General features: G+C 70.8%; 19 protein-coding genes. 9 read left to right on the plus strand and 10 right to left on the minus strand.

Features of this window, described 5'->3' with window-relative positions; translation table 11 throughout:
- Positions 1–27: 27 nt before the first annotated feature.
- Positions 28–3621 (minus strand): protein kinase, encoded by a 3594-nt coding sequence (locus tag KF837_32625; protein ID MBX3232118.1) that lies wholly within the window; start codon positions 3619–3621, stop codon positions 28–30.
- Positions 3622–3683: 62 nt separating this feature from the next.
- Between KF837_32625 and KF837_32630 the strand changes: the two genes are divergently transcribed.
- Positions 3684–4433 carry a hypothetical protein gene (locus KF837_32630; protein ID MBX3232119.1) on the plus strand — a complete coding sequence of 250 codons (750 nt, stop codon included), beginning with the start codon at positions 3684–3686 and terminating at the stop codon, positions 4431–4433.
- Here the strand turns inward: KF837_32630 and KF837_32635 are convergent.
- On the minus strand, positions 4368–6563 hold the full coding sequence (locus tag KF837_32635; GenBank protein MBX3232120.1) for a hypothetical protein: 2196 nt from the start codon (positions 6561–6563) through the stop codon (positions 4368–4370). The genes KF837_32630 and KF837_32635 overlap by 66 nt on opposite strands.
- Positions 6564–6948: 385 nt before the next feature.
- Here KF837_32635 and KF837_32640 point away from each other — a divergent pair, with 385 nt between their 5' ends.
- Together KF837_32640 and KF837_32645 are read left to right on the plus strand one after the other, a co-directional pair.
- Positions 6949–7188, plus strand: coding sequence for a Uma2 family endonuclease (locus KF837_32640; GenBank protein MBX3232121.1), 240 nt, complete (start codon positions 6949–6951; stop codon positions 7186–7188).
- Between the two features lie 40 nt (positions 7189–7228).
- Entirely contained in the window at positions 7229–8260 is a 1032-nt protein-coding gene (locus tag KF837_32645) for a hypothetical protein (protein MBX3232122.1), read from the plus strand.
- A gap of 48 nt (positions 8261–8308) precedes the next feature.
- Here the strand turns inward: KF837_32645 and KF837_32650 are convergent, their stop codons facing one another.
- The 5 genes from KF837_32650 to KF837_32670 all read right to left on the minus strand — a co-directional run bounded on the left by KF837_32650 (position 8309) and on the right by KF837_32670 (position 10667).
- Complete coding sequence (locus KF837_32650; GenBank protein MBX3232123.1) at positions 8309–8482, minus strand: hypothetical protein; 174 nt, start codon at positions 8480–8482, stop codon at positions 8309–8311.
- Positions 8483–8490: 8 nt separating this feature from the next.
- Positions 8491–8643, minus strand: a complete 153-nt coding sequence (locus KF837_32655; protein ID MBX3232124.1) for a hypothetical protein — start codon at positions 8641–8643, stop codon at positions 8491–8493.
- A 15-nt stretch (positions 8644–8658) separates the two neighbouring features.
- Entirely contained in the window at positions 8659–9165 is a 507-nt protein-coding gene (locus KF837_32660; GenBank protein MBX3232125.1) for an Hsp20/alpha crystallin family protein, read from the minus strand.
- Positions 9166–9215: 50 nt separating this feature from the next.
- Positions 9216–9626, minus strand: coding sequence for a VOC family protein (locus tag KF837_32665; GenBank protein ID MBX3232126.1), 411 nt, complete (start codon positions 9624–9626; stop codon positions 9216–9218).
- 72 nt (positions 9627–9698) lie between these two features.
- Positions 9699–10667, minus strand: coding sequence for a sigma-70 family RNA polymerase sigma factor (locus KF837_32670; GenBank protein MBX3232127.1), 969 nt, complete (start codon positions 10665–10667; stop codon positions 9699–9701).
- A 50-nt stretch (positions 10668–10717) separates the two neighbouring features.
- Between KF837_32670 and ligD the strand changes: the two genes are divergently transcribed.
- The gene (ligD, locus tag KF837_32675) at positions 10718–11647 is read left to right on the plus strand and encodes a non-homologous end-joining DNA ligase (protein MBX3232128.1); all 930 of its coding nucleotides are present in this window, start codon (positions 10718–10720) and stop codon (positions 11645–11647) included.
- A gap of 1 nt (position 11648) precedes the next feature.
- Here the strand turns inward: ligD and KF837_32680 are convergent, their stop codons facing one another.
- Positions 11649–12497 carry a TIGR02452 family protein gene (locus KF837_32680; protein ID MBX3232129.1) on the minus strand — a complete coding sequence of 283 codons (849 nt, stop codon included), beginning with the start codon at positions 12495–12497 and terminating at the stop codon, positions 11649–11651.
- 74 nt (positions 12498–12571) lie between these two features.
- Here KF837_32680 and KF837_32685 point away from each other — a divergent pair, with 74 nt between their 5' ends.
- Positions 12572–13135, plus strand: coding sequence for a DUF4272 domain-containing protein (locus KF837_32685; protein ID MBX3232130.1), 564 nt, complete (start codon positions 12572–12574; stop codon positions 13133–13135).
- Here the strand turns inward: KF837_32685 and KF837_32690 are convergent.
- Entirely contained in the window at positions 13128–13928 is an 801-nt protein-coding gene (locus KF837_32690) for a thioesterase family protein (protein MBX3232131.1), read from the minus strand. The genes KF837_32685 and KF837_32690 overlap by 8 nt on opposite strands.
- Before the next feature lie 64 nt (positions 13929–13992).
- Between KF837_32690 and KF837_32695 the strand changes: the two genes are divergently transcribed.
- Both KF837_32695 and KF837_32700 read left to right on the plus strand, forming a co-directional pair.
- On the plus strand, positions 13993–17130 hold the full coding sequence (locus KF837_32695) for a hypothetical protein (protein MBX3232132.1): 3138 nt from the start codon (positions 13993–13995) through the stop codon (positions 17128–17130).
- Positions 17131–17151: 21 nt separating this feature from the next.
- Positions 17152–18357: a sigma-54-dependent Fis family transcriptional regulator gene (locus tag KF837_32700; protein ID MBX3232133.1), complete on the plus strand. Its 1206-nt coding sequence runs from the start codon at positions 17152–17154 to the stop codon at positions 18355–18357.
- A gap of 5 nt (positions 18358–18362) precedes the next feature.
- On the opposite strand, the gene KF837_32705 is transcribed toward KF837_32700, so the two are convergent.
- Positions 18363–19700 carry a peptidylglycine alpha-amidating monooxygenase gene (locus KF837_32705; GenBank protein MBX3232134.1) on the minus strand — a complete coding sequence of 446 codons (1338 nt, stop codon included), beginning with the start codon at positions 19698–19700 and terminating at the stop codon, positions 18363–18365.
- Between the two features lie 238 nt (positions 19701–19938).
- Between KF837_32705 and KF837_32710 the strand changes: the two genes are divergently transcribed.
- Both KF837_32710 and KF837_32715 read left to right on the plus strand, forming a co-directional pair.
- Positions 19939–20388 carry a hypothetical protein gene (locus KF837_32710; GenBank protein MBX3232135.1) on the plus strand — a complete coding sequence of 150 codons (450 nt, stop codon included), beginning with the start codon at positions 19939–19941 and terminating at the stop codon, positions 20386–20388.
- Between the two features lie 53 nt (positions 20389–20441).
- A complete protein-coding gene (locus tag KF837_32715) occupies positions 20442–22754 on the plus strand; it encodes a PQQ-dependent sugar dehydrogenase (protein ID MBX3232136.1) in 2313 nt (770 codons plus the stop codon).
- The last annotated feature ends 3 nt before the right edge of the window (positions 22755–22757 follow it).

The following is a 22757-nucleotide window of genomic DNA, read 5'->3' on the forward strand; positions in this document are numbered from 1 at the left end:
GTCTTTTACCCACCCCGAAGTAGCGCGCTAGTCGTCGAAGCCCGGGACGAGCATCCGCGCGAACTTCGCCGGGCGGACCACGCCTTCGCGTTCCATAAACGTCATCGCGGCTTCGCGTTCGGTTCCGCCGAGCCAGTAGCGCGCACACGCCGCGAAGGCCTCCATTTTGGCGGCGTCGAAGTGAGAGACGGCAACGGCGAGCCATCGGCGCGCCTCCTCCTGACCGCGAACCCGAGCGATCGTGGCGCGTAGCTGAGCGGCATGCCCCAAGGCCCCCGCCATCGGGTTGTCGTCGAGCGAAGCGGCGAGCGGCTCCACGAGCGCGAGCAACGCCTCGCGTTCGCGCGCCGACTGCGTCGCGGCACGCATCGCGAGGCCGAGACCGCGCCACAGGCACATCGAGAGCCCGAAGATGGGAATACGCAAGACGCCCGCTTCCTTGGCGAGCGGCCAGATCGCCTCCATGTGACGTCCGACCCTCGCATCGCCTGCGTACATCTCCGCGAGCAGATGCGCGACCGCCTCCCAGTAGTGGAGCGGATGAAAATGAGCGATCGAGGCTCGGGTGTCTTTCCATCGCTCGGACGCGTCCTCGAGCTCATGACGAGTGGTCGCCTCGTCATCCGCGGCCAGCCAGGCGAGCGGAGCGACTTGGAGCGTGGCGATATGGCCAACGACGTTGCGTCGCGCCTTTCCCTCGGCGATGGACTCGGTCACGACGCGATGGAGATCGCGAATCCGTCCCTGAGAGTAGAGCGCCCATGAGTACCAGGTCCGGTTGAACGAGTGGAACGCGCCCTGGCGGAGCCGTCCTCGATACCTCTGCCGCTCCGCTTTCTCGAATGCATCCGCCGCCCGTCGCCAGTGACCACGAAGAGTGGCCACGACCCCTGTGATGAACGAGTGCATGCCCTCGAAGTCTTTGCCTCCGGTGCGCGCGAGCGAAGCCAGGTATCCATCCGCCGCCGAGTCGGAGGGACGAACGAACGCGCTCGTCCATGCCGCGTTCATCAAGGCGAGACTGCGCATCTCGGCGTCGTCGGAGTCGAAGCCGAGCACGCACGACCGAGCCCCGAAATAGAAGGCATGCGGCGTCTCGGTGAGCGAGAGCGCCATGGCGAAGGTCTGCATGGCATCGAGCCGCGCGCGATGATGCGCAGTCAGTCTTCGACGGCGACGGCGCTTCTCGACGAAGAACCGGAAGTACACGACGAGGAGCACGCCGAGGAAGGCGGCGACCTTCGGGGATCGCGGCATCCAGAGCCCCAAACGCTCGTTGACGCGCCTCACCGCATCGAAGCCTCGAACCGTCTGCCCGGCGGCAGTGAGCTCACCGGCCGCACGTAGCTCCAGGTCGGCGTCGTCCGCCTCGCGAGCGAGCTCGATGTAGAGGTCCGCCGCTTCCACGATCTGGCCCGCGTCGGCCAGCGCGTCCGCGAGCTGACGGCGAGCCGTGCGGCGAACGTCGTCGGCCGGTGAGAGCGACAACGCCTGGCGAAATAGCGTCGCCGCGCGCTCGGGCGCGAAGGCCGAGCTCGCGCGCTCGGCGGCGAGGAGCGTGAAGCGGAGCGCCTCCTCGCGATCGCCAGCCTCACGATGGTGAAGCGCGAGCGCGTCGACCTCCGACGCGTCGAGCACCTTCGTCAGCGCGCGATGGAGGGTGCGCCGTCGCTCCTCCTCGAGACCACCGACGACCGCTTCGCGGATGCGATCGTGATAGGTGACGAGCCACTCGTCGGTCGTGGTCCGCAGGAGCGACGCGGCTCGCAGCACGGGAATGCTCCCGTCCTCCGCGCGGCCCAGGCTCGCGGCTCGGAGCGCACGCTCGCGCGATATCGGAGTGCCCGCGAGCGCCACGACCTCGAGGAGTGCGCGGGCCGACGGCTCGAGCTTTGCAACGCGCGACGTGAGCACGCTCTCGAGCGAAGCGTCTTCACCGTTCGCGGCAAGGGCACCGATGAAGAACGGGCTGCCGCCCGCCTCGCGGGCGATGGCGAGCGCCGCGTCGCTGTCGGCCGCCGGCAGGAGCTTCGAGACCAGCTCGCGAGACTCGTCGGCGGACATCGGCGCGAGGTCGATGACCTCGGGCGAAGCGTTCTCCGCGAGGTGAACGACGAACGGGCTGCGCGATTCTTCATCCGAGCGATAGCCGAGGAGAACCAGCATCTTCGGCGGGTCGGGCGGCGCGACGAGACGCGCGAGGAGCCAGCCGCTGTCGAGATCGCCCCACTGCAGATCGTCGATTGCGACGATGACGGGACGGATCTCGGCGAGGCGCGAGAAGAGCTCGCGCAACGCCTCGAACGCGCGGCGGCGCACCTCGGCGGGATCCATGATCGGCGCGCGACCGGCGCTCGCTCTCTTCAACGTCGGGACGCGCGCGAGCACCGGGAAGAGACGACAGAGCTCCGGCGCGTCGCGGGGCGTCAGCAGCGCCGCATCGATCGCGTCCATGCGCGCGAGCCGGCGACTGAGCTCGTCGATGATAGGGTCGAGCGCCTTGAACGGAACCGACTCGCGCTCGTAGCAACGTCCCGAGAGCACGACCGCGTCAGGCATGCGCGCTTCGACGCGAGCGAGGAACCGCTCGATGAGCGTGCTCTTTCCCATCCCGGAGAGTCCGCGCACCGCGACCACTGCCGCGCGTGCGTCGAACGCCTCTTCGAGACGCGCGAGCTCGGAGGCACGTCCCACGAAGACCGGCGTGAGGGAGGACGCCGCTTCGCTCGGCGTCGGCGGCTCCGCGCTCCCGAGCGTCGCCTTGATCTGAGCGGGTGTCGGGCGGTTCTCCGGCAGCGGCGCGAGGAGATTTCGCGCGAGGACCGCGAGGTCGGGCGGCGACTCCGGCGCGAGCACGCGCGGATCGGGCGCGAGCTCCTCCCGCGCCTTCGCCGCGATGACTTCGTACGCGGTGCCGCGAAACGGGAGCTCGCCCGTCAGCGCCTCGAAGAGCATCGCCCCCACCGCGTACCAGTCGCTCCCCGAGCAGACGCCGTTGCGTACGAGCTGCTCGGGCGCCATGTACCCCGGCGTGCCCGCGCCCTCCTGGCTCTTCGTCGCGTCGGAACGATGGGGCTCGACGAGCCCGAAATCGAGGATCGTCACCTTGCCGTCGCGATCGACCAGGACGTTCGACGGCTTGAGATCGCGATGCAGCTTGCCCGCACGATGGATCGCCTCCACGCCTTCGACCAGCGCGAGCATCGCCGCCCGAAGACGCATCTCGTCGATGGCACCGCCGAGCGGCTCCGGTTCTCCGAACGGCGAGCGCTTCGCGACGTCCGCCGGCTCCGTCGCCGCATGTTCGAGCGGTCCCTTGGTACGGCGCACGTAGTCGACGAACGGAGCGCCGTGAACGCGCTGCATCGAGAAGAACCAGAGGTCTCGATCGCTGAAGAGCTCGTGGAGACGAATCAGGTTTGGATGGACGAGGTCGGCGAGGACGCGAAACTCCTTCTTCAGGCGGTAAATCGCCTCGCCGTCCATCCGTCCGAGCGTCTTCAAGGCCACGCGCTCGCCGCGTTGCTCGTCGAGGGCCTCGAAGACGACGCCCATACCGCCTTCGCCGAGCCAGCGCTCGACGACGAACCGACCGGCGAGCTTCGCCCCCACCTCGAGCACGATGCGAGACTACATCGACTTCGTCGCGGGCGGAGTCACCTGGGAGGGCGTCCTTCGAGAACGTGCGGATCACGGATGCGCGGTCAGGGGACGGCCGCGCCGACTCACATCGCAAGGCGAAAGAGCTTGCCCGAATCGAGGTAGTAGAGGAATCCTCCATCCGCGATCATTCTCGCACGCTGCGTCTTCTCCGCCTTCTGCGCGACGACTTCAGCCGATCCGGTGGTGCGGTCGACGCGCCAGATGCTGCCGTCGCATCCCGACTGGTAGTAGAGGCTCGCCGGCGTGAGGTGGAGATCCCACGCGCCGTTGGAATCGACCTCGGCGAGCAGCCGGGCTGCGGGTCCCGGTGTCTCCGGGACCGAGATGATGTCGTACCTGGAGCGTCGGTGCACGCCTTCGCGCATCGAGGAGCTGCGCCACCACGATGGGCTCTGGCCGCTACCGCCGCGCGGCACTCGCGCCTTCATGGGGCTCGGCGCCACGCCTCCGCCTCGGTCGAGTGCGCCGACTTCCAGGTTCTCGCGGCGCTCGCCGTGTCGGGGGCGGGCGTTGCGCTCGTGCCCTCATTCTTGGTCGCCGCCGAAGTGACACACGGGCGCCTGGTCCGCGTGGTACCGGGTACGACACTCCTCGGCGCGCCTCTGATGTTGGTGTCACGGCCCCAAGGCGCAGCGCTCGCGAGGGGCCGAGCGATACCGTCGGCGCGGCGCCGCCGCTCGGCTGAGCGCGCTGTAGGGATCCGGTCAGGGGACGGTATCGATCGGCGTGACCTTGCCGCTCGTGTCGATGACGAGCGGCCACACGCCTGACGTCGTTCCGAGGAAGACGATGGCTCGGCCCTGACGTGACCAGCCCCGGAGCTCGAGGAGGTTGCTCCGCTCCGACACCCGGCCGTTCTGGATCCGGTCGTCGAACACGATGACGTCCTCGGTCGCGGCGATGTGGTCCACCGGCGCGAGGCGCATCCGGACGCCGCCGCGCAGCCCGGCTCGCCAGACGAGGAGCAGCTTCCCGTCGAGCGGCACGGCCAGCGGAGCGACCTTGGGAAGGAGCTCGACGTTCTGCTGAAAGACCTCGTCGAGGTCGACGTTCTCCGTCGTGCAGCCGGCAGCGGTGCACCGTTCGAGCGAGATCGCGCCGGTGCCTCCGAGACGGACCTCTTGGTCCAGCATGAGCACCTCCTTGCCGGAGCAGTCGAACGTTCCACCGCCGACGGGGACGAGCGGTGACCAGCGGTCGCCGGTGTCGATCGCGAGCGCGGATCCGCGCGAGCCGTGGACGAGGACGAAGAAGGCGTCGCTGCTGCGACACCCCTCCATCGACTCCACGAAGCCGAGGCGCTCGGCGCCGCCGAGCTCGGTCGCGGCTCCGAGCACCTCGCCGGAGCGGAGGAGGCGCGCGACGGAGACGCCCGCGCTCGTCGCCCAGACGAGGTTGTCGTCGAGGAGCGCGACGTGCCGATCGTCCGTCACGCCCTTCAGCGGGAACAGCGTGCGCTTCGGCGCGGCGCCGTTCTCCGCGCGGAGAGCGACGAACTTGGATGCGCGGCGGTCGTAGCCGACGATCGCGGTGGAGCCGTCGGCGCGCGCGTAACCACCATAGCTCGCGAGCTCCGCGAGGACCTCACCGCTCGGCCGGAAGATGCCGGCCTGCCCGCCGTTGGCGAAGAGCAGCGGCGCGGCCGTCTCCTCGCTCCCGCCGCTCAGCGAGAGCTCGGTCTCGTCGAGCGGAGAAGCGAGCGCCTGACACCGGAACGTCACCCCGTCGAGGGTGCAAAGCCTGCCCGATCGAAGCTGGCGTGAGCCGTCGACGAGGACGTGGAGCGCCGGCGCCGGGATGCGATCGCTCCGCAGGAGCTTGAGCGACATCCGCGGCTTCGAGAACGGCGTCACGCGGCCGAGCGCGTCGATGTCGAGCCAGGGCGGCGGCGAAGGCCCCGCTTCCGCGCTCGTGCCGATCGTGCCGCTCGACGCGTAGCCTTCCTGCGCCGCCGCGGCCCAGAGATCATCGACCGCCTTGTAGACCGAGCCGTCGCGCGGGTCGGCGAGGAGGCGTCCGAGATGCTCGGCGAAGAACGCCGCGTCCCGCGCCTCCTTGTCGGTGCCCGCGCGCCGCTTCGCCTCGTGCAGCGCGTGCGCGTGGGTCGCGCAGCGAGCCGGCCACGGGTTCGTCGATGGAGGCGCCACCGCGAGGCGAATCTCCATCCTCCGGTAGGCGAGGCTCGGAGCCACGTCCGGTCCCGCCCCTCCGCCGAGGAGACACTCCTCGAGCGCGCGGAACGCCGTCACCTCCTTCTCGCGCTCGGCGCGGGCGGCGTAGCGAACGCCGAACGCGGCGCCACCGCCGCCGAGCACGACGATCGCGAGGAGCACGACGACGACCGGCCAGCGCCGCGGGCGCACGCGCGGGAGATCGGCCGAGAGCGGGCCGCTCGGCGGAGCGACCTCCGTCGCCAGCCCGCGCCGGAGCGCCCTCCGCGCCGCGCCCATGCGCGAGACGTCGCCGAGCGAGATCACGACGAGGACGAGCGTGATGAACGAGGCCGCGCCGCCGGCGATCCCCGCGATCGATCCCGTCAGGAGCGCAAAGAGAGACGCGACGCCGGCGAGCGGGCACGACAGGAGACCGACGACCGCGAGGGAGAGGCGCCCGGAGCGAACCCCGATCGCGCCCGACAGCGCGGCGATACCAGCGAGGCCGTGGCCCACCGCGACGAGCCCGCTCGTCGTACCCACGGTCGCGATGAGAAGGCGCGCCATGAGGAGGAAGAGGAGGAGCGAGATGACGACCAGGCCGATGCACGCGGCGTTGACCACGATCGTCGGCGCGAAGCTCGCGGCCTCGTCCGGAGCAGCCTGCGCGAACGGCGGTCGCGGCGGTCCGCTCGGGTACGAGTACGGGCGCGGCGGACCGGAATGGTGCGGCGGCCCCGAATGCATCGCCGTGCTCTACCGCAGATGCGTGAGGCCGCCAATCGCCCCACCCCGACGTCGCGCCGCACGTCCGTACACGTTCGGGTTGGCGTGCTATGTTGTCGTGGTCGCGCGAGCCCGCCAACCCGAGCCTCGTCGTCTCTCGCGAGCGGAGTACGACCGGCTCGTCCAGCTTGGCTTTTTCGCGGGCGAGAACGTGGAGCTCATCCACGGCATCGTCATCCGCCCGCGCCGATGGACCCGCCACACGCAGATCCCATCGAGCGACTCACGGAGCTGTTGGTGCTCGCGCTCGTCTCCCGTGCGCGTGTTCGTGTTCAGCTTCCCTTCGTCGCGGTCGACGACTCCGAGCCGGAGCCCCCACCAGAAGGCTCACCCGGATCGCGCGCACTTGCTCATCGAGGTGGCGGAGTCCTCCCTGACGTACCACCGTGAGACCAAGGCGCCCCTCTACGCCTCGTCAGGTGTGCCCGAGTATTGGATCGTCGACGTCTCGTCGCGCACATTGGAGGTGTATTCGTCGCCGCAGGGAGAGCGCTACGCATCCCTCGCGACATTTACCGGGCAAGACATCCTTCGCCCGCAGGCATTTGCGGACGTAGAGATCCGCGTCGCGCAGCTCTTCGACTGACGTCTGGACACGCGTCGCGAGGCGCTAGACTGGATCGAGCATGTTGGCAAAATCGATTCTTTTGGTCGCAGCGGCGTCGGCCGCGGCGCTCCTCGCGTGTGCTCGTGGAGGCGGAAACGACGAAAACGGTAACGTCGTCGATTCGAGCTACACCTTTGCTCCCGCCGGCGCGACGCGCACGTGCGCGGGCGACGCCGACTGCGTGGTCGTCGTCGCCGTCCGTGAGTGCTCGCAGTGCTGCGGGTACGGCGCGATCGCGCGCGGTGAGGCGGAGCGCGCGCACGCGGCGGTGCTCGAAGCATGTACGCAGCCGGGCGCGCCGATGGGCGGCATCTGCGGGATGGCCTGCGCACCCCAGCGCGCCGCCTGCTTCGAGGGGACGTGCGTGATGCTCCCCGAGCACGACGCGGGCGGGCTCGTCTGCCCGAACGCGGCGGACGGAGGAGCGGGCGCGGCGCCGGATCCCGGCCCCGGTCCGTCGTGCGGTGCGCGCGCCGTGCAGACGGGGTTCGAGGACGGGCTCGATCCGTCGTGGACCGCGACCGATCCGAGCGCCTTCCAGATCGATCGCGCCGAGCCGCTCGCCGGCGGCGCCAGCCTCCGCATCGCGTATCGACAGAAGAACGACTACCTCACCATCGCGCAGCCCGACGCGTGCGCGATCCGCGTCGCGTTCACCCTGCGCACGCGCCTCCTCGCGAGCGGCCTCACGATCGCGCGGATCGTCACGGGCGCGGGCTCGTGGCTCCACCTCCGGCTCGAGAGCTGCGGCCTCTCGGTCATTGAGGAGACGCGCTCCGACGCCGCGACCGGCCTCGGCGTCGGGGACGTCGTGTGGCCGGTGCCGGAGGACGCTCCGGTCCGCGTCGTCCTCACGGTGGACCTCCGCACGAAGACGCTCACCACCGTCGCGGCGCCGCTCGGCTCGGCGTTCCCCGCGCCGCGGACGCAGGGGCTCGCCGGCGATCCGTCGGGCACGAGCGCGATCCGAGCGATCGAGATCGGCTCCGCCCCCGGCATCGTGCCGTCCACCGTCGGCACGGTCTGGCTCGACGACGTCGCGATCGACTGACGAGCCGCCGGCGCGGGGCGGGCCGAAGCCCGCGGCCGCGCGGACCGCTCAGTGGCGGGCGTTCTCTTGCTCGCGCGCCTTCTCCGGTGTCGGCTCGAGCTTCGAAGGCGCCTCCGACGGCACGAAGCGCACGCCGGCGCCGTCTTTTTCGTTTTTTTCGTTCTTTTCATTGACGCCGTCTTGCGGCGTCCATTGCTGCTGCCTCTTCGGGTCCTGGTTCATCACGTTCCTCATTTCTGCGGGAGCGGGGCCTTCGGGGTGTTGGGGTGGACGGCGCCCTCTTGCTGCTGCTCGCGCTCGCGCTGCTCGTGGAGGTCGTCCTTCGTCGGCTTGTGCTCGGCCTGCTGCTTGGCGGCCTGTTCCTTGGTGCGTGGATCGTTCATCGCGAGCTCCTGCTCCTAGTGCGGCTCGCCGTTGCCGCGGATCTGGACCTTGTGCGAGGCGATCTTCGGGAGCTTGAGCGTCACCTCGAGGACGCCGTTCTGGAAGAGCGCGTCGCAGTCGCTCGCGACGATGCCGGACGGCAGCGGGATGCGGCGCCGGAACGAGCCGTACGATCGCTCGCTGTGGAAGATCCCTTCCTTGGTCTCCTCGTGCTCGGCGCGGCGCTCGCCCTTGATCGTGATCCCGTCGTCGTCGAGCTCGACGTCGACGTCCTTGCTCTCGAGCCCGGGCAGGTCGGCGCGAACGACGAGGTCCTCACCGCGCTGGAACACCTCGACCTGAGGGTGCCACGCTCGAGCCATGTCCTCGCGCTCGTCCCAGCTCGAGAGGCCGCCACCCCATCCGCCGAAGATGCGGTCCATGTCCTCCATCATTCGGCGGACCGTGGTGAACGGCGACATCGCACGCTGAGGCGTGCCTTCGCTCGCGCGCTGGATGCCTTGATTCTGCTTCCGTTCCATCGTTAGAGCCTCCTTTCGTAGGAGGTGGAAGCAGCATCGAGACCAAGCGCTCAGCTCTTCTGCACGTGGGCGGGGTCCATCCAGAGGACCTCCCAGTGGTGACCGTCGAGGTCGTAGAAGCTCGCGCCGTACATGAAGCCGTGGTCCTGCGGCGGCATCGCGGCGGAGCCGCCGTTCTCGAGCGCGGTCCTCACGAGCGCGTCGACCTCCGCGCGGCTCTCGCACGACAGCGCGAAGAGCGCCTCGGTCTGCTCGTGCGCGTTGGAGATCGGGCGCTTGGTGAACGTCTTGAAGAACTCCTCCTGGAGCAACATGACATAGCCGAGCTCGCTCACGACCAGACACGCCGCGTTCTGGTCCGTGAACTGCGCGTTGTACGTGAAGCCGAGCTTGGCGAAGAAGGCCTTGGTCTTCTCGAGGTCCTTGACGGGGAGGTTCACGAAGATGCTGCGTGCGGCCATGACGACGTCCTTTCGTTGAGGGTTCGTCTCTTGGACTCCCCTCCCCGCGCGGAATCATCGGTCGCTCGGATCTTATTCGGGCAGCGTCAGCGGCAGGCCGAAGAGGGGGAACAGCGTCTCGACGTCGAGGAAGGAGGTCCAGCCGGTGATGGAGGATTCGTCGAGCTCGAGGACGGTGAGGGAGAAGGCCTTGAAGCCGCCGTCGGGGTTCACGCGGTAATGCGCGAAGGCGGGGTGGCCGCAGGCGCCGGTCGTGCGGACGACCTTCGAGCCGCGGCAGCCGCTGCCGCGGCCGAGGAGCCACGCGCGGACCGGCGCGCGGCCCTGGAGCCAGAGCGAATACGGCGGCATGCAGAAGCGCGCGTCGTCGCGGAGGAGCGACACGAGGCCGTCGACGTCGTAGGTCGCGAACGCGGCGACGTACCGATCGACGAGCTCCTCCTGCTTCGCGGTGAGCGGCGTGTGCGCCGCGACGTCCTTCGTCGCGAGCGTCGCGCGCGCGCGCTGGAGGCCGCTGTTCACCGCCGCCACCGTCATCTCGAGCGCGTCCGCCACCTCGGCCGCGGACCAGCCGAGCACCTCCGTGAGCAAGAGCGCCGCGCGCTGGCGCGGAGGCAGGTGCTGAAGCGCGGCGACGAACGCGAGGCGGATGCTCTCCTTCAGCACCGCCGCCTCGGAGGGATCGGCGTCGGAGGGGATCGCCTTCGCGTCGGGGATCGGCTCGAGCCAGTGCGTGCGCTCGTACGCGACGAGCTCGTCCTCCGTCGTCCCCGCCGGGCCGTCGATCGGCCGCACACGCGACTTCTTCGCCGCCGCGAGCGCGTCGAGGCACACGTTGGTCGCGATGCGGTAGAGCCACGTCTTCACCGCCGCGCGCTCCTCGAAGCGATCGAGGCTCTTCCACGCGCGCACCATCGTCTCTTGCACCGCGTCGTCGGCCTCGGCCGCGGAGCCGAGCATGCGGTAGCAGTGACCGGTGAGCGCGACCCGATGCTCCTCGAGCCGCGTCGCAGCAGAAGCAGCACCAGCAGCAGCAGCCATGACGAGGCTCTTAGCACGCTCGTTTCGGGCTGGGGTAGGCTCGGCCGTGGATGGTCGCCGTCTCGAACGCGGACCGCGTCGTGTTCCCCGCCATCGGCCGCACGAAGGGCGACGTCGTCGCGTATTACGAGCGCATCGCGCCGCGCGCGCTGCCGCACCTGCTCGCGCGCCCGCTCTCGCTCCGGCGCTTCCCGAAGGGCCTCGCCGGCCCCGGCTTCTTCCAGAAGAACGTGCCCGCGCACTACCCGCCGACGTTCGGCCGCTTCGAGGCGCCGCGCCAGCCGCGGCGGGGCGAGAAGGCGCCCGGCATCACGAGCTACCCCGTGATCACGGAGGCGGAGCACCTCCCCTACGTCGCGAACCAGGGCGCGATCGAGCTCCACGTCACGACGTCGCGGATCGAGGACATCACTCACCCCGATCGCGTCGTCATCGACCTCGATCCGCCGGAGGGCGCCGACGTCGCGCTCGTCCGCCGCGCGGCGCACCTCGCGCGCGACGTCGTCGGCACGCTCGGCCTCGAGACCACGCCGGTCGCGACGGGCTCGAAGGGCTATCACCTCGTCGCGCGCCTCGCCCCGAGCATCGACGCGGAGGACCTCGCGCTCGCGATGCATCGCGCCGCCGCGATCCTGGCGGAGGCGCACCCCGACACGTTGACGATCGCGTTCCGCACCGCGCTCCGCGGCGAGCGCGTCTTCGTCGACTGGCTCAGGAACCGCACGATGGCGACCGCGATCGCGCCCTACTCGCTGCGCGCGAAGCCGCGCGCCTCGGTCGCGACGCCGCTGACGTGGGCGGAGCTCGACTCCGTCGCGCCCGACACGTTCACGATCGCCGACCTCGAGCGCCTGCTCGAGCGCGACGACCCGCTCGCGGCCCTCCCGCCGAGCGACGCCCGCCGCTTCGCGAACAACGTCGAAACGATGTTCAACGCGGCAGGCATCGTTCTCGAGAGATTCGACCGATTCCGGAGCTGAGCTAGAAGCGCTCCGCGAACGGGCGCACGAAGCGGCGGTCGTCCGACCAATCGAGGACCGCGAACACCACCTCGTCGAAGACGCCCGCGAAGGCGCCGTCGAGCTCGGAGCGGTACGCGCCGGCGACGACGGCGGGATCGTTCTTGAAGACGCCGCAGCCCCACGCCCCGAGGACGAGGTGGCGGTGCCCTTCGCGCGCGGCGATCGCGAGCGAACGCCGGACGCGCGCGCGCATCGTGCGCTCCACCTCCGCCGCGCGATCGGGCTCGCGCTCCAGCACCACGCCCGCGTTCGGAGCGGGGGCGGTGAGGAAGGAGCAGAGGTACGGCTCCTCGAGGAGCGCGCCGGTGTCGTCGTCGCGGAACACCGGGACGCTCGGCGAGTGGATCATCCAGTCGGTGTAGAGGCAGTCGCCGTGCGCGCGGTGATGGGCGTACATCGGCGAGCGGCGGATGCACGCGTAGAGCGCGCTCGATCGCGCGAGCGACTCCTCTTGTGCGCGCGCGCCGCCGAGGAAGCCTCCGCCCGGGTTCTTCGCCGACGCGAAGTTCAGGACGTACGGATGCGCGCCGCGCAGCGCGAGCGCCCGCGCCGACGCGAGGCTCGTGCCGTTCACGACGCTCGTGCGCGTGGGACGCGCGCCGGGGCTCGGGAGCGCGACGCTCTCCTCCGGCCGGACGTCGACGGTCCCCTGGACCGCGCGCTCGACGCCGGCGGCGACGGAGACCTCGCGCCCGGACGGCGCGACGTACGAGCCGCGCTCCGTGATCGTGACCGCCTCCTCGCCTTGGCGGCGCGCCTGCGATCGATCGGGTCCGCGGGACGGGGTGTAGGTGAAATCGAAGCTCATGACCCAGCTCAGGATGAGGCCAGCGCAAATAAAGTCAAGTGGACTCTTTTGGCCCCGTGTTAGCTTGCCCCCGCATGACGAAGACGCGCAACGCCACCGACGTCGCTCGCCGTTGCCTCTGCCTCGAGCTCCTCGCGCAGCGATCGCTCCTCGAGAGCGACGAGGAGGAGCCCCTCGCCGGCCGCGAGGCCGCGCGGGCGCAGTGGAGCAGCCGCATCGCCGACCTCGGCGTCGCGGACACGCTCTCGAGCGAGGAGCGCGCGCTGCTCGACGCGCCGGTCGGCGCGCTGAGCGAGGACGAACGCGACGACCTCGACGGTCGCTCCGCCGGGGCGGCGGTGTTGCTCTGGGCGCTCGGCCGCGCCCCCCAGCGCCCCACGTTCGCGCTCGCCGACGACGTCATCGCCGAGCACGGCCTCCTCGGCGACGGCTCGATCTCCGCCGCGCGCGCCGCGGCCGAGGGCGCGACGCTGCGCGCAGCGAGCGAGCTCGACGCCGCGATCGCGAGCTACCGGCGCGCGCGCGGCAAGGCGAAGGACCCGTCCGACGCCGAGCAGATCTACGCCGGCATCGGCGCGCACCACCTCGAGTGGATCGTCGACGCGTCGATGAGCTTCGACGACGATCTCGCTACTTGATGACGACGAAGGTCTGGTGATTGAGGGCGACGAGCTCGCCGGCCGGCGTGAAGAGCTCGCGCTGCTCGGGCTGGAAGCCCTCGTGATCGCAGACGGTGCGCGCGCGGTAGACGAGCGGCGTCGCCGGATCGAGCGCGCCGAGGTCGCCGACGATCTCCGCCGTGAAGCTCACCGTCGCGGTCGGGCGCGGCGCGGTCACGGTCGTGAAGAAGGCCGGCCAGTACGCGTCGAGGAGCGCGATGATCGCCGGCGCGTCCACCTTCGACGGCGCGACGCGCTCGCGGATGAAGCCCGTCACCGCGGGCTCCGCGCCGCCCGTGAACGGGAGCGCGCCCACCACCTCGTAGTCGAAGTGCTTCGTGAACACCGGCTTGAGCGGCGCGTCGTGCGGGACGAGGAACGCGCCCTCGCGCGACGGGAGCTCGATCTTCGGCCGCAGCCCCGGCAAGCCGACCGGGCGCGGCGTGCTCAGGACCGCCCCCGCGAACGCGAGCACCTCGCCGCCCTGCCGGAGCTCCGCGCGGAGGTTCGTCTGGTTCGCGCCGCGGCGCAGCACCACGACCTCGATCTCGGCGGGCCCCACGAGGACCGGGCCGCAGAGATCGCCGATGAGCGTCCGCACCGCGCGCGCGGGGTCGGGCTCGCAGCGCTGCATCGCGCGGAGGAGCGTCGCGAGCACGAGGCCGCCGAACGCGCCGCGGCCCTGCTGCCAGCCGTCGGGCACGGTCGCCGTGAAGCGGTTTGGTCCGACCTCCGTGACCGCGCTCGCGACCTCGAACGGCGACTGCGTCATCGCGCACGCCACAGTATCGCCGAAAGCGGCAAAACGGGAACCCGAGAGTGATACCCTCGCCGCGATGGCTCCGCTCTCGTGGGATGCGGTGTTCGACCGCGACGCGATCGAACGCGCGCTCCCGAAATGGATCGAAGGACGTCCGTGGGCGCACGGACCGCGCGTCGCGAGCACGAAGATCGTCGCCGCGCTCGCGCTCACGGACCTCTCGCACGTCCGTGTCGTCATCGCGACGGACGACGAGACGAAGCAGACGTTCGCGCTGCCGCTCGCCGTCGTCCCGTCGTCGCCGGACGCGAGCACGAACGCGATCGCGACGACCGGCGCCGCCGCCGTCGTCGACGCCCTCACCCTCCCCGAGGTCGGCGAGGCGCTCGTCGCCGCGACCCAGCGCGGCGGGACGAGCGAGGACGCCGGGTACACCCTTCGCTTCACCGGCCTCCGCAGCGCGCGCGCCGACCGCTGGGTCGCGAAGGTGCTGCACCGCCTCGAAGAAGGAGAGAGCCCCGAGCTCGAGGTCGTACGCTTCCTCGGCGCGGCGGGCTACCGGTACGTCGCGCCGCTCGCGGGCTGGATCGACGTCGCGCGGAAGGACGCGCCGCCCGCCACCGTCGCCGTGATCGAGGGCTTCGTCCCGCGCGGCGGCACCGCGCGCGATCACCTCCGCGAGGAGCTCCATCGCTGGTTCGACGAGATCCTGCAGATGGGCGACGTCGATCCGCCCAAGCTCGCGCCGAACGACATCCTCTCCCGCGCGCTCTTCCCGCTGCCGGAGGACGTCGCGATCGCGGTCGGCCACTACGTCCGCACCGCCGCGCTCCTCGGCACCCGCATCGGCGAGATGCACAAGCTGCTCGCGCGCACCGACGTCGAGGCGTTCGCGCCGGAGCACCTCGACGCGAAGGCGCGCGACGCGATCGTCGCCGACACCAAGCGCGCGGTCGGCGACGCCTTCGCGGTGCTGGACGTCCGCGCGCCGGGGCTCTCCGACGACGTCGGCATCGCGATCGCCGGCCTCCGCGCGAAGATCCCCGCGATCGAGAAGCGGCTCGGCAACCTCTCGAACGCGCCCGAGGGCGCGGTCCGCATCCGCATCCACGGCGACCTGCGCCTCGATCGCATCCTCTACACCGGCGTCGACTTCCTCGTGGACGGCTTCGAGGGCGATCGCTCGCGGCCGCTCGCGGCGCGGAAGGCGAAGCGCTCCCCGCTCGAGGACGTCGCGACGATGCTCCGCGACGTGCCGCGCGCGGTGAGCGCCATCCTCGCGGAGCGGCCGGCGCCGGAGCGGAAGAAGCTCGCGCCGTGGGCCACGCTCTTCCATCGCGCGGCGACGGCGTCGTTCCTCGGCGGCTGGCTCCGCGCCGCGTCGGAGAGCACGGTGCTCCCCGCCGCGCCCGCCGCCACGCGCGCGCTCCTCGACGCGTTCCTCGTCACGCGGTGCGTGAGCGAGCTCGAGTCCGAGAACGAGGCCACCGTCGCGCTCGGCCTCGAAGGGCTCCGCGAGGTGCTCGAGAACGAGAAGAAGCCGGGGCAGATGCGCACGTCGCGGAGCTTCTCGCCGTTCGTGCAGAGCCTCCGCGCGGTCAAGGTCGAGCCGTCGCAGCTCGCCGCCGACGATCCCGCGATCCGCTCCTTCGAGGAGGGCACCAACACCCACGCCCAGCGCATCTTCGGCGCGCACCTCCGCTCCGACGGCACGACCGACGTCGCGGTGTGGGCCCCGAACGCGATCCAGGTCGCGTTCGTCGGCGACTTCAACGACTGGAGCTCCGAGGCCGGCCTCCTCGGCCGCGTCGGCGAGACCGGCATCCACGCCGGTCGCGTCCGCGGCGTGCGCGAGGGCCAACGCTACATGTTCCGCATCCCCGGCGCCGACGACGGGCCGCCGCGCGACAAGGCCGATCCGTTCGCGAAGGCGATCGAGCGCGGCGGACGGCACGCGTCGCTCATCACGCGCGCGGACTACGCGTGGGGCGACGCGAAGTGGATGGCGGCGCGGCGTCAGGCGAAGGGCAAGGACCGCCCGATCTCGATCCTCGAGATCGAGGTCGACGCGGGGTACCGCGACATCGCCCCTTCCCTCGCCGCGCGCGCGGCGAAGCTCGGCTTCACCCACGTCGAGCTCCGCTTCGGCCACGACGCGTTCTTCGCGCCGCCGCCGCGCTACGGCACGACGGAGGACCTCATGTTCCTCGTCGACACGCTCCATCAGGACGGCGTCGGCGTGCTCTTCACCTGGACGCCGGCGGAGTTTCCCCTCGAAGAACACGGTCTCATCGAGTTCGACGGAATGCCCACCTTCGAGCCGGACGACTCTACCCGCGCCGCGCACCCGGTCTCGGGGATGGGCCTCTTCGAGCACGGCAAGCCCGAGGTCCAGAGCTTCCTCCTCTCGAGCGCGCTCTTCTGGATCGAGGAGCTCCACGCCGACGGCCTCCGCGTCGACAACGTCGCGGCCGCGGTCTACCGCGACGATCGCCGCGCGCCGGGCACGTGGTCGCCGAACGCGAAGGGCGGCCGCGAGAGCCTCGAGGGCGTCGCGCTCGTGCAGCGCCTCACGAAGACGCTGAAGTCGACCCACCCCGACGTGCTCGTCATCGCCGACGACTCCGCCGCGGCGTGGTCGAACATCACGCAGGCGGCCGACCTCGGCGGGCTCGGCTTCGATCGCCGCTGCGACGCGTCGTGGGTCGACGACCTGCGCTTCCACCTCGGCCTCCCCGCCGCCGCGCGCAAGAACCACGACGTGCCCGCCCCGAGCGCGCGCGCGAACGCCACCATCACCGCGATCGACGAGGCGAGAGCGGCGGCCGATCTCGATCCGATCGCGCGCCGCATCCTCCTCGCGCTCGCGTGGGCGCAGCCCGGCAAGAAGCTCCTCCTCGCGAGCGAGGACGGCGAGACCGCGCCCACGATCGCGGAGCTCAACCGCATCTACCAGTCCACCCCCGCGCTCCAGGGCGACACGATCGAGCCGCTCGACCTCGGCGGCGAGCTCCTCGCCTATCGCCGCGGCGACGGCCTCGTCGTCGTCGCGAACCTCGGCGACGCCGATCGCAAGGACCACGGTCTCGCGGCCGCCGCGCCGGGCCGCTGGAAGATCCTGTACGCGACGACGCCCTCCTGGGAGGACGGCGCGATCGAGACGTCCTCGATCTCGCTGCCGGCGCGGAGCGTGCTCTTCCTCGTCCGCGAGTAAGGCACTATCCTGAGGAACTTCATGGGCGACGCCGTCGCACACACCCTGAGGCGGACGAGCCGCGGTGACATCATCAGCGTCGACGCACGCCTCGTCGAAGTGCTCGAGACGATCGATCGCGTCGCGCGCTCGAGCGTGACCGTCCTCGTCACCGGCGAGAGCGGCACCGGCAAGGAGCTCATCGTGGCCGCGCTCCACGACGCGAGCACACGCCACAGCGCGCCGCTCATCACCATCAACTGCGGCGCGATCCCGAACGACCTCGTCGAGAGCGAGCTCTTCGGTCACGCGAAGGGCGCGTTCACCGGCGCGCAGTCGACGCGGCGCGGCCTCGTCGCCGCGGCCGAGGGCGGCACGTTGTTCCTCGACGAGGTCGGCGAGCTGCCGCTCCTCGTCCAGGTGAAGCTCCTCCGCCTCCTCCAGCAGCGCGAGTACACGCCGCTCGGCGAGACGCGCGCGGTGAAGTGCGACGTGCGCATCGCGGCCGCGACGAACCGCGACCTCGAGGCCGAGGTGAAGGCGGGCCGCTTCCGCGAGGACCTCTTCTATCGGCTCAACGTCATCCACCTCGAGCTGCCGCCGCTGCGCGAGCGAAGGAACGACCTCGAGCTGCTCGCGAAGCACTTCTGCCGCGTGCTCGCGGAGCGCTCCGGCCGCGACGATCTGAAGGGCCTCTCCCCCGCCGCCGTCGCCTCGATCGTCGCGTTCCCGTGGCCGGGCAACGTCCGCGCGCTCGAGAACGCGCTCGAGCGCGGCGTCCTCCTCGCGAAGGGTCCCTTCGTCGAGCCGCATGACGTGTTCGGCCGGATGAAAGGCGGCAAGGCGTCGGGCCCGGTCCCGGCGAGCGAGCCCGCGCCCACGCCCGAGCCGCCGAAGGCCGCCGTCGAGGCCGAGCTCCGCGCGATGTTGCCGAACGTCGAGGCGCCCGTCTCGACGCCGTCGGTGGCGTCGGTGCCGGAGCCCGTCTCGATCACGGAGGCCGCGGCGGCCGCCGACGAGCCGCCGAGCGAGGCCGCGCGCGAGAGCATCAAGCGCGCGTCGAACCCGATGTTCCCGCGCCAGCTCCCCGACGTCGGGCTCGAGCTGTTCACCGCGGTCGACGCCTACCAGAACGACCTCATTCGCCAGGCGCTCGCGCGCACCGCCGGCAACCGCAACCGCGCCGCGCAGCTCCTCGGCCTCAATCGCACGACGCTCGTCGAGATGATCCGCCGCCGGAAGCTGTGACGCCCTCAGTGCGTGCCGTCGCCGTCGGGCGGCGGCGGGCCCGCGCAGGCCGCCGTCTCCGCGGGCGTCGACCATTTCCAGCCGGGCGCCGTGACGCGGGGGTAATACATCGTGAACGCGTAACACATCTCCTCGAGCGCGGAGTCGCCGAAGGAGATCGGGCGGTCGGTGTCGTTCTGCCACGTGCAGCGCGTCCGGACCTTGTCGCCCGGCTTCACCGTCGCGTCGACCGCGAACCACGGCTGGTTGTTGATGTCCCAGTGCGTGGTCTCCGCGAGCGGCTCGACCTCGCCCGACGCGCGCGCGAGCGTCGTCGTCATCGAGGTGCCGTAGTCGTGGAGGTGCGGCATCATCCCGAAGATGTGGATGTCGCCCGTCGCGCTCGGCGAGTCGGAGTTGCACGTGAGCGCGTAGTTGCTGCGCGGCGGCACGGTGAAGTGCTCGCTGCCGAAGGCCATCACGTCCGCGTCGTTCGCGCGGAGCTCGGTGGTGGTGCAGACGCCGAAGCCGGAGCCGTCCTTCTGATCCGGCGCGTGGCTCGGGTTCGCGTAGTGGATCTGCACGACGTAGTGGGTGGTGCCCTCGAGCGGGAAGCCGGCCGCCGCCGGCAGCACCATGTCGCGACCGCCCGGCGCCCACGCGTACATCATTCGCCACGCGCCGTTCGCGAACGGGCTGCACGCGCGCGGCTCGGGGCCGTACGACTCCGGCGCCTGGAACAGGTCCATGTGATGGAGGATCGTCGGGTTGTCGACGATCGGCGTGATCGCGATCGCGTGGCGCTTCTGGTCGTTGGGGACGTCGATGCCGTAGCAGACGTACTCGTCGTCGACGTCCGCCGCCGCGGTCCACTTCGTGGGCGGCACGAGCGTCTGGTCCGGCGTGCAGCCGAGGCCCGCGTCTCCCCCGGCGTCGGCGCCCGCGTCGGGAGCGACGCACGCGACGTCGTTGCGCGGCATGCCGGCCGCGATCCAGCCGTCGACGATCGCGAGGTCGGCCGCGCTCATCACGCCGGAGGGCGGCATCGGCCGCGTCGTCGAGTGGATGCGCCGGCTCACCGCCTGGAACACCTTCTGGCTCGGGTTGAACACCGACGGCGCCTGCATCTGCTCCCACGTGACGAGCGGCATCGGCGCGCCGTAGATCGGAGGCGCGCCGTGGCAGGTCCCGCAGTTGCGCTGGAGCACCTCCTCGACGTCGCAAGGGAGGCCGTTGCCGGGCGGCGTCCCGAGCCTCACCGCGTCGTCGCTGTCGCCGGAGCCGCCGTCGTCCACGAGCGCGCAGCCGGCGACGGCGAGGCAGGCGCTGACGAAGACGACGAGCCCAAGGATCCAGCCCCGCATGGCGCCGGGTCTTGCACACCCACCCCACCAGGTCGACGTAACGATCGCGTCTCGGTTGGACAGACCGAAGGATCTCGGGCATTTCCGTAGGGTTCGAGGACGTCGTCGGGCTTCGCGGCGGAGACGCGGAGCCGCTCGTGTTGATGGCGAACGACGGGAAGACGCTCGCCCCGATGTGGAGGTCGCGACCGTTCCGTGAGGACGTGAAGCGCAAGCGCATCCACGCGACGCGTTCGACGTGAAGACGAAGCGCTCGCTCTGGGAGAAGGGCGTCGAGGCGGACGGCGATGCGGTGCAAGAGGAGGACGTGGCCGACCTCGACGCGGCGATCCGGCACGGCGCCACCGCGAGCGTGCTCGTCGCGAACGAGAAGGTGTACGTCGCGTACGAGTCGCCCACGCGCTGGCGCGTGCTCGCCCGCGAGGGCCGCACGGGGAAGCAGCTGTGGGTCACCGATCTCCCGCTCCCGATGGCGCGCTTCGCGTCCTTCAAGGTCACGCGCCACGTCACCGTCACCGTAGCGCTCACGCGGCGGCGCTCCGCAACGGGCGCGAGCGGCGTAGCAGATGATCCCATGGTCCGCGCAGGCGCGGAGTCTTGTGGCGATACGCGCCAAAGTCGGTGCGTCGACACGATCGAAAAAAACGATACGGCTGCCGACGCCGCATCGACGGGCGCGCGGCGCTGAATCAGCATCGAGGGATGCTTCGCGCTGCGCGTACTTCGAAGTCGCCCAATTCGATGTTCCGAGCTCGTCTCTTCATCATCCTCGGGTGCGTCGTGGGGGCGTGGGCCGCGGCCTGCTCCGGCGACGATCCCGCGCCGGCCGCGAGCACGCCCGCCGGGCCCGACGGCGCGAGCGGTCCGGACGGCGCGGGTGGACCCGACGGGACGGGAGCGAACGAAGCAGGCACGGACTCTCCCGACGCGCCGCCGACGCGCGCCGAGATCGGCCTCGACGTGCGCCCCGCGAACGCGACGTGCAAGGCGCCGCCGCGGCCCGCGAGCACGGGATCGGCGAAGCTCGAGCGCGTGTTCTCCAGCGTGACGATCACGCGGCCGATGGCGCTCGTGCAGCCGCCCGGCGATCCCTCGCGCTGGTTCCTCGCGCAGCGGAACGGCGTCATTCGCTCGTTCTCCGCCGCCAATCCGCCCGCGACTCCGCCCGAGGTCGTGAGCGTGAGCGCGCTGGCGGGGAAGGCGATCCGCGAGGAGCTCGAGGGCGGCTTCCTGAACTTCCAGTTCCATCCGAAGTTCGCGGAGAACGGGCGCGCCTACGTCAGCTTCACGACCGACAGCACGACGCCGGGGATGTTCCGCTCCGAGGTCGGCTACCTGACGAGCACCGACAACGGCGCGACGTTCACGTCGTACACCACGGTATTGAGCTTCGATCGCCCGCGCCTCGAGCACAACGGCGGCGGGATGGCGTTCGGCAAAGACGGATATCTCTATTTGGGATTCGGCGACGGAGCGAACGACGACAACGCACAGAACAAGGAAAACCTATTTGGCAAAATCGTCCGCATCGACGTCGACAACACGTCGAACGGAGAGCCCTATGGGATCCCGCCGACCAATCCGTTCGCGAACGGCGGCGGTCGCCCCGAGATCTTTGCCTATGGCTTGAGGAACCCTTTCCGCATCTCGATCGACCGCAGCACGGGCGAGCTCTGGGCCGGCGACGTCGGCCACGCCCGGTGGGAGGAGATCAACAAGGTGGAGCTCGGCGGGAACTACGGCTGGCCCTGCCGCGAGGGCAAACACGATCACCTCGTCGCCAACCCGATCGCGTGTCCGTCGACGTCGGGGCTCACCGATCCCGTCGTCGAGCACGAGCACCCGACGCCGAACTCGCGCTCGATCACCGGCGGCGTCGTCTACCGCGGCGCCGCGATCCCCGGCTTCCAGGGGACGTACGTGTACGCCGACTTCATCCAGCTCGAGGCGTGGGCGCTCTCGTTCGAGGCGGCGACGGGGGAGGCCATGACGGTCCGCATCAACGAGCTCGGTCCGAGCGCGGGGTTCTCGACCTTCACCGAGGACGCGAACGGCGAGATCTACGTGCTGGCGCTCTTCCAGGACTCGGTCTTCAAGCTCGTGCCCGGCGAGACGCCCGACGCCGGCGCGCCCGCGGCGCCGTTCCCGGAGCTCCTCTCGCAGACGGGCTGCGTCGATCCCGCCGATCCGAAGAAGCCGGCGGCGGGGCTCGTCCCGTACGGCGTCAACGCGCAGCTGTGGAGCGACGGCGCGGAGAAGGAGCGGTTCATCGCGCTCCCCGACGGCCAGTCCATCACCGCGATGCCGGACGGCGATCTCGATCTCCCGATCGGGAGCGTCCTCGTGAAGACGTTCCGTATGGGGGGGAAGCTGATCGAGACGAGGCTCTTCGTGCATCACGAGGACGGTGACTGGGGCGGCTACTCGTACGAATGGAACGAGGCCGAGACCGACGCGACGCTCCTCGCGTCGGGCAAGACGAAGCCGCTCGACGCGGAGCGGAGCTGGAGCTTCCCGAGCCGGAGCGACTGCATGCGCTGCCACACGGTCGGCGCCGGGCGAACGCTCGGCCTCGAGCTCGGGCAGCTCGACGGCGACTTCGTCTACGCCACCACCGGCCGCATCGCCAATCAGATAAAGACGCTGGAGCACATCGGCGCCCTCGCGCCGACAGGAAAGACAATAGACGAAATTATCGAATATCCCGATCCGTTCGGGGCCGCGCCGCTCGAGGCCCGCTCACGCGCCTACCTCCACGCGAACTGCGGCGGGTGCCACCGGCCCCAAGGCGGCGCCGCGCGCTCGTCGCTCGATCTTCGCTTCTCCACCGCGCCGGCGGACATGAAGGCGTGCGGAGAGGCCCCGCTGCTCGACGACCTCGGGCTCGCGGGGGCGAAGCTCGTCGCCCCGGGCTCGCCGGAGACCTCGGTGCTCTCCCGCCGCATGCACGCCGTCGACGCGCGGCGAATGCCCCCGCTCGCCCGAAACCTCGTCGACGAGCGAGGCACGACCCTCATCGACGACTGGATCCGCGCGAAGACAGGCTGCCCCTGATCC

It is taken from the genome of Labilithrix sp. (genome assembly GCA_019637155.1).
Taxonomy (GTDB): Bacteria; Myxococcota_A; Polyangia; order Polyangiales; family Polyangiaceae; genus Labilithrix.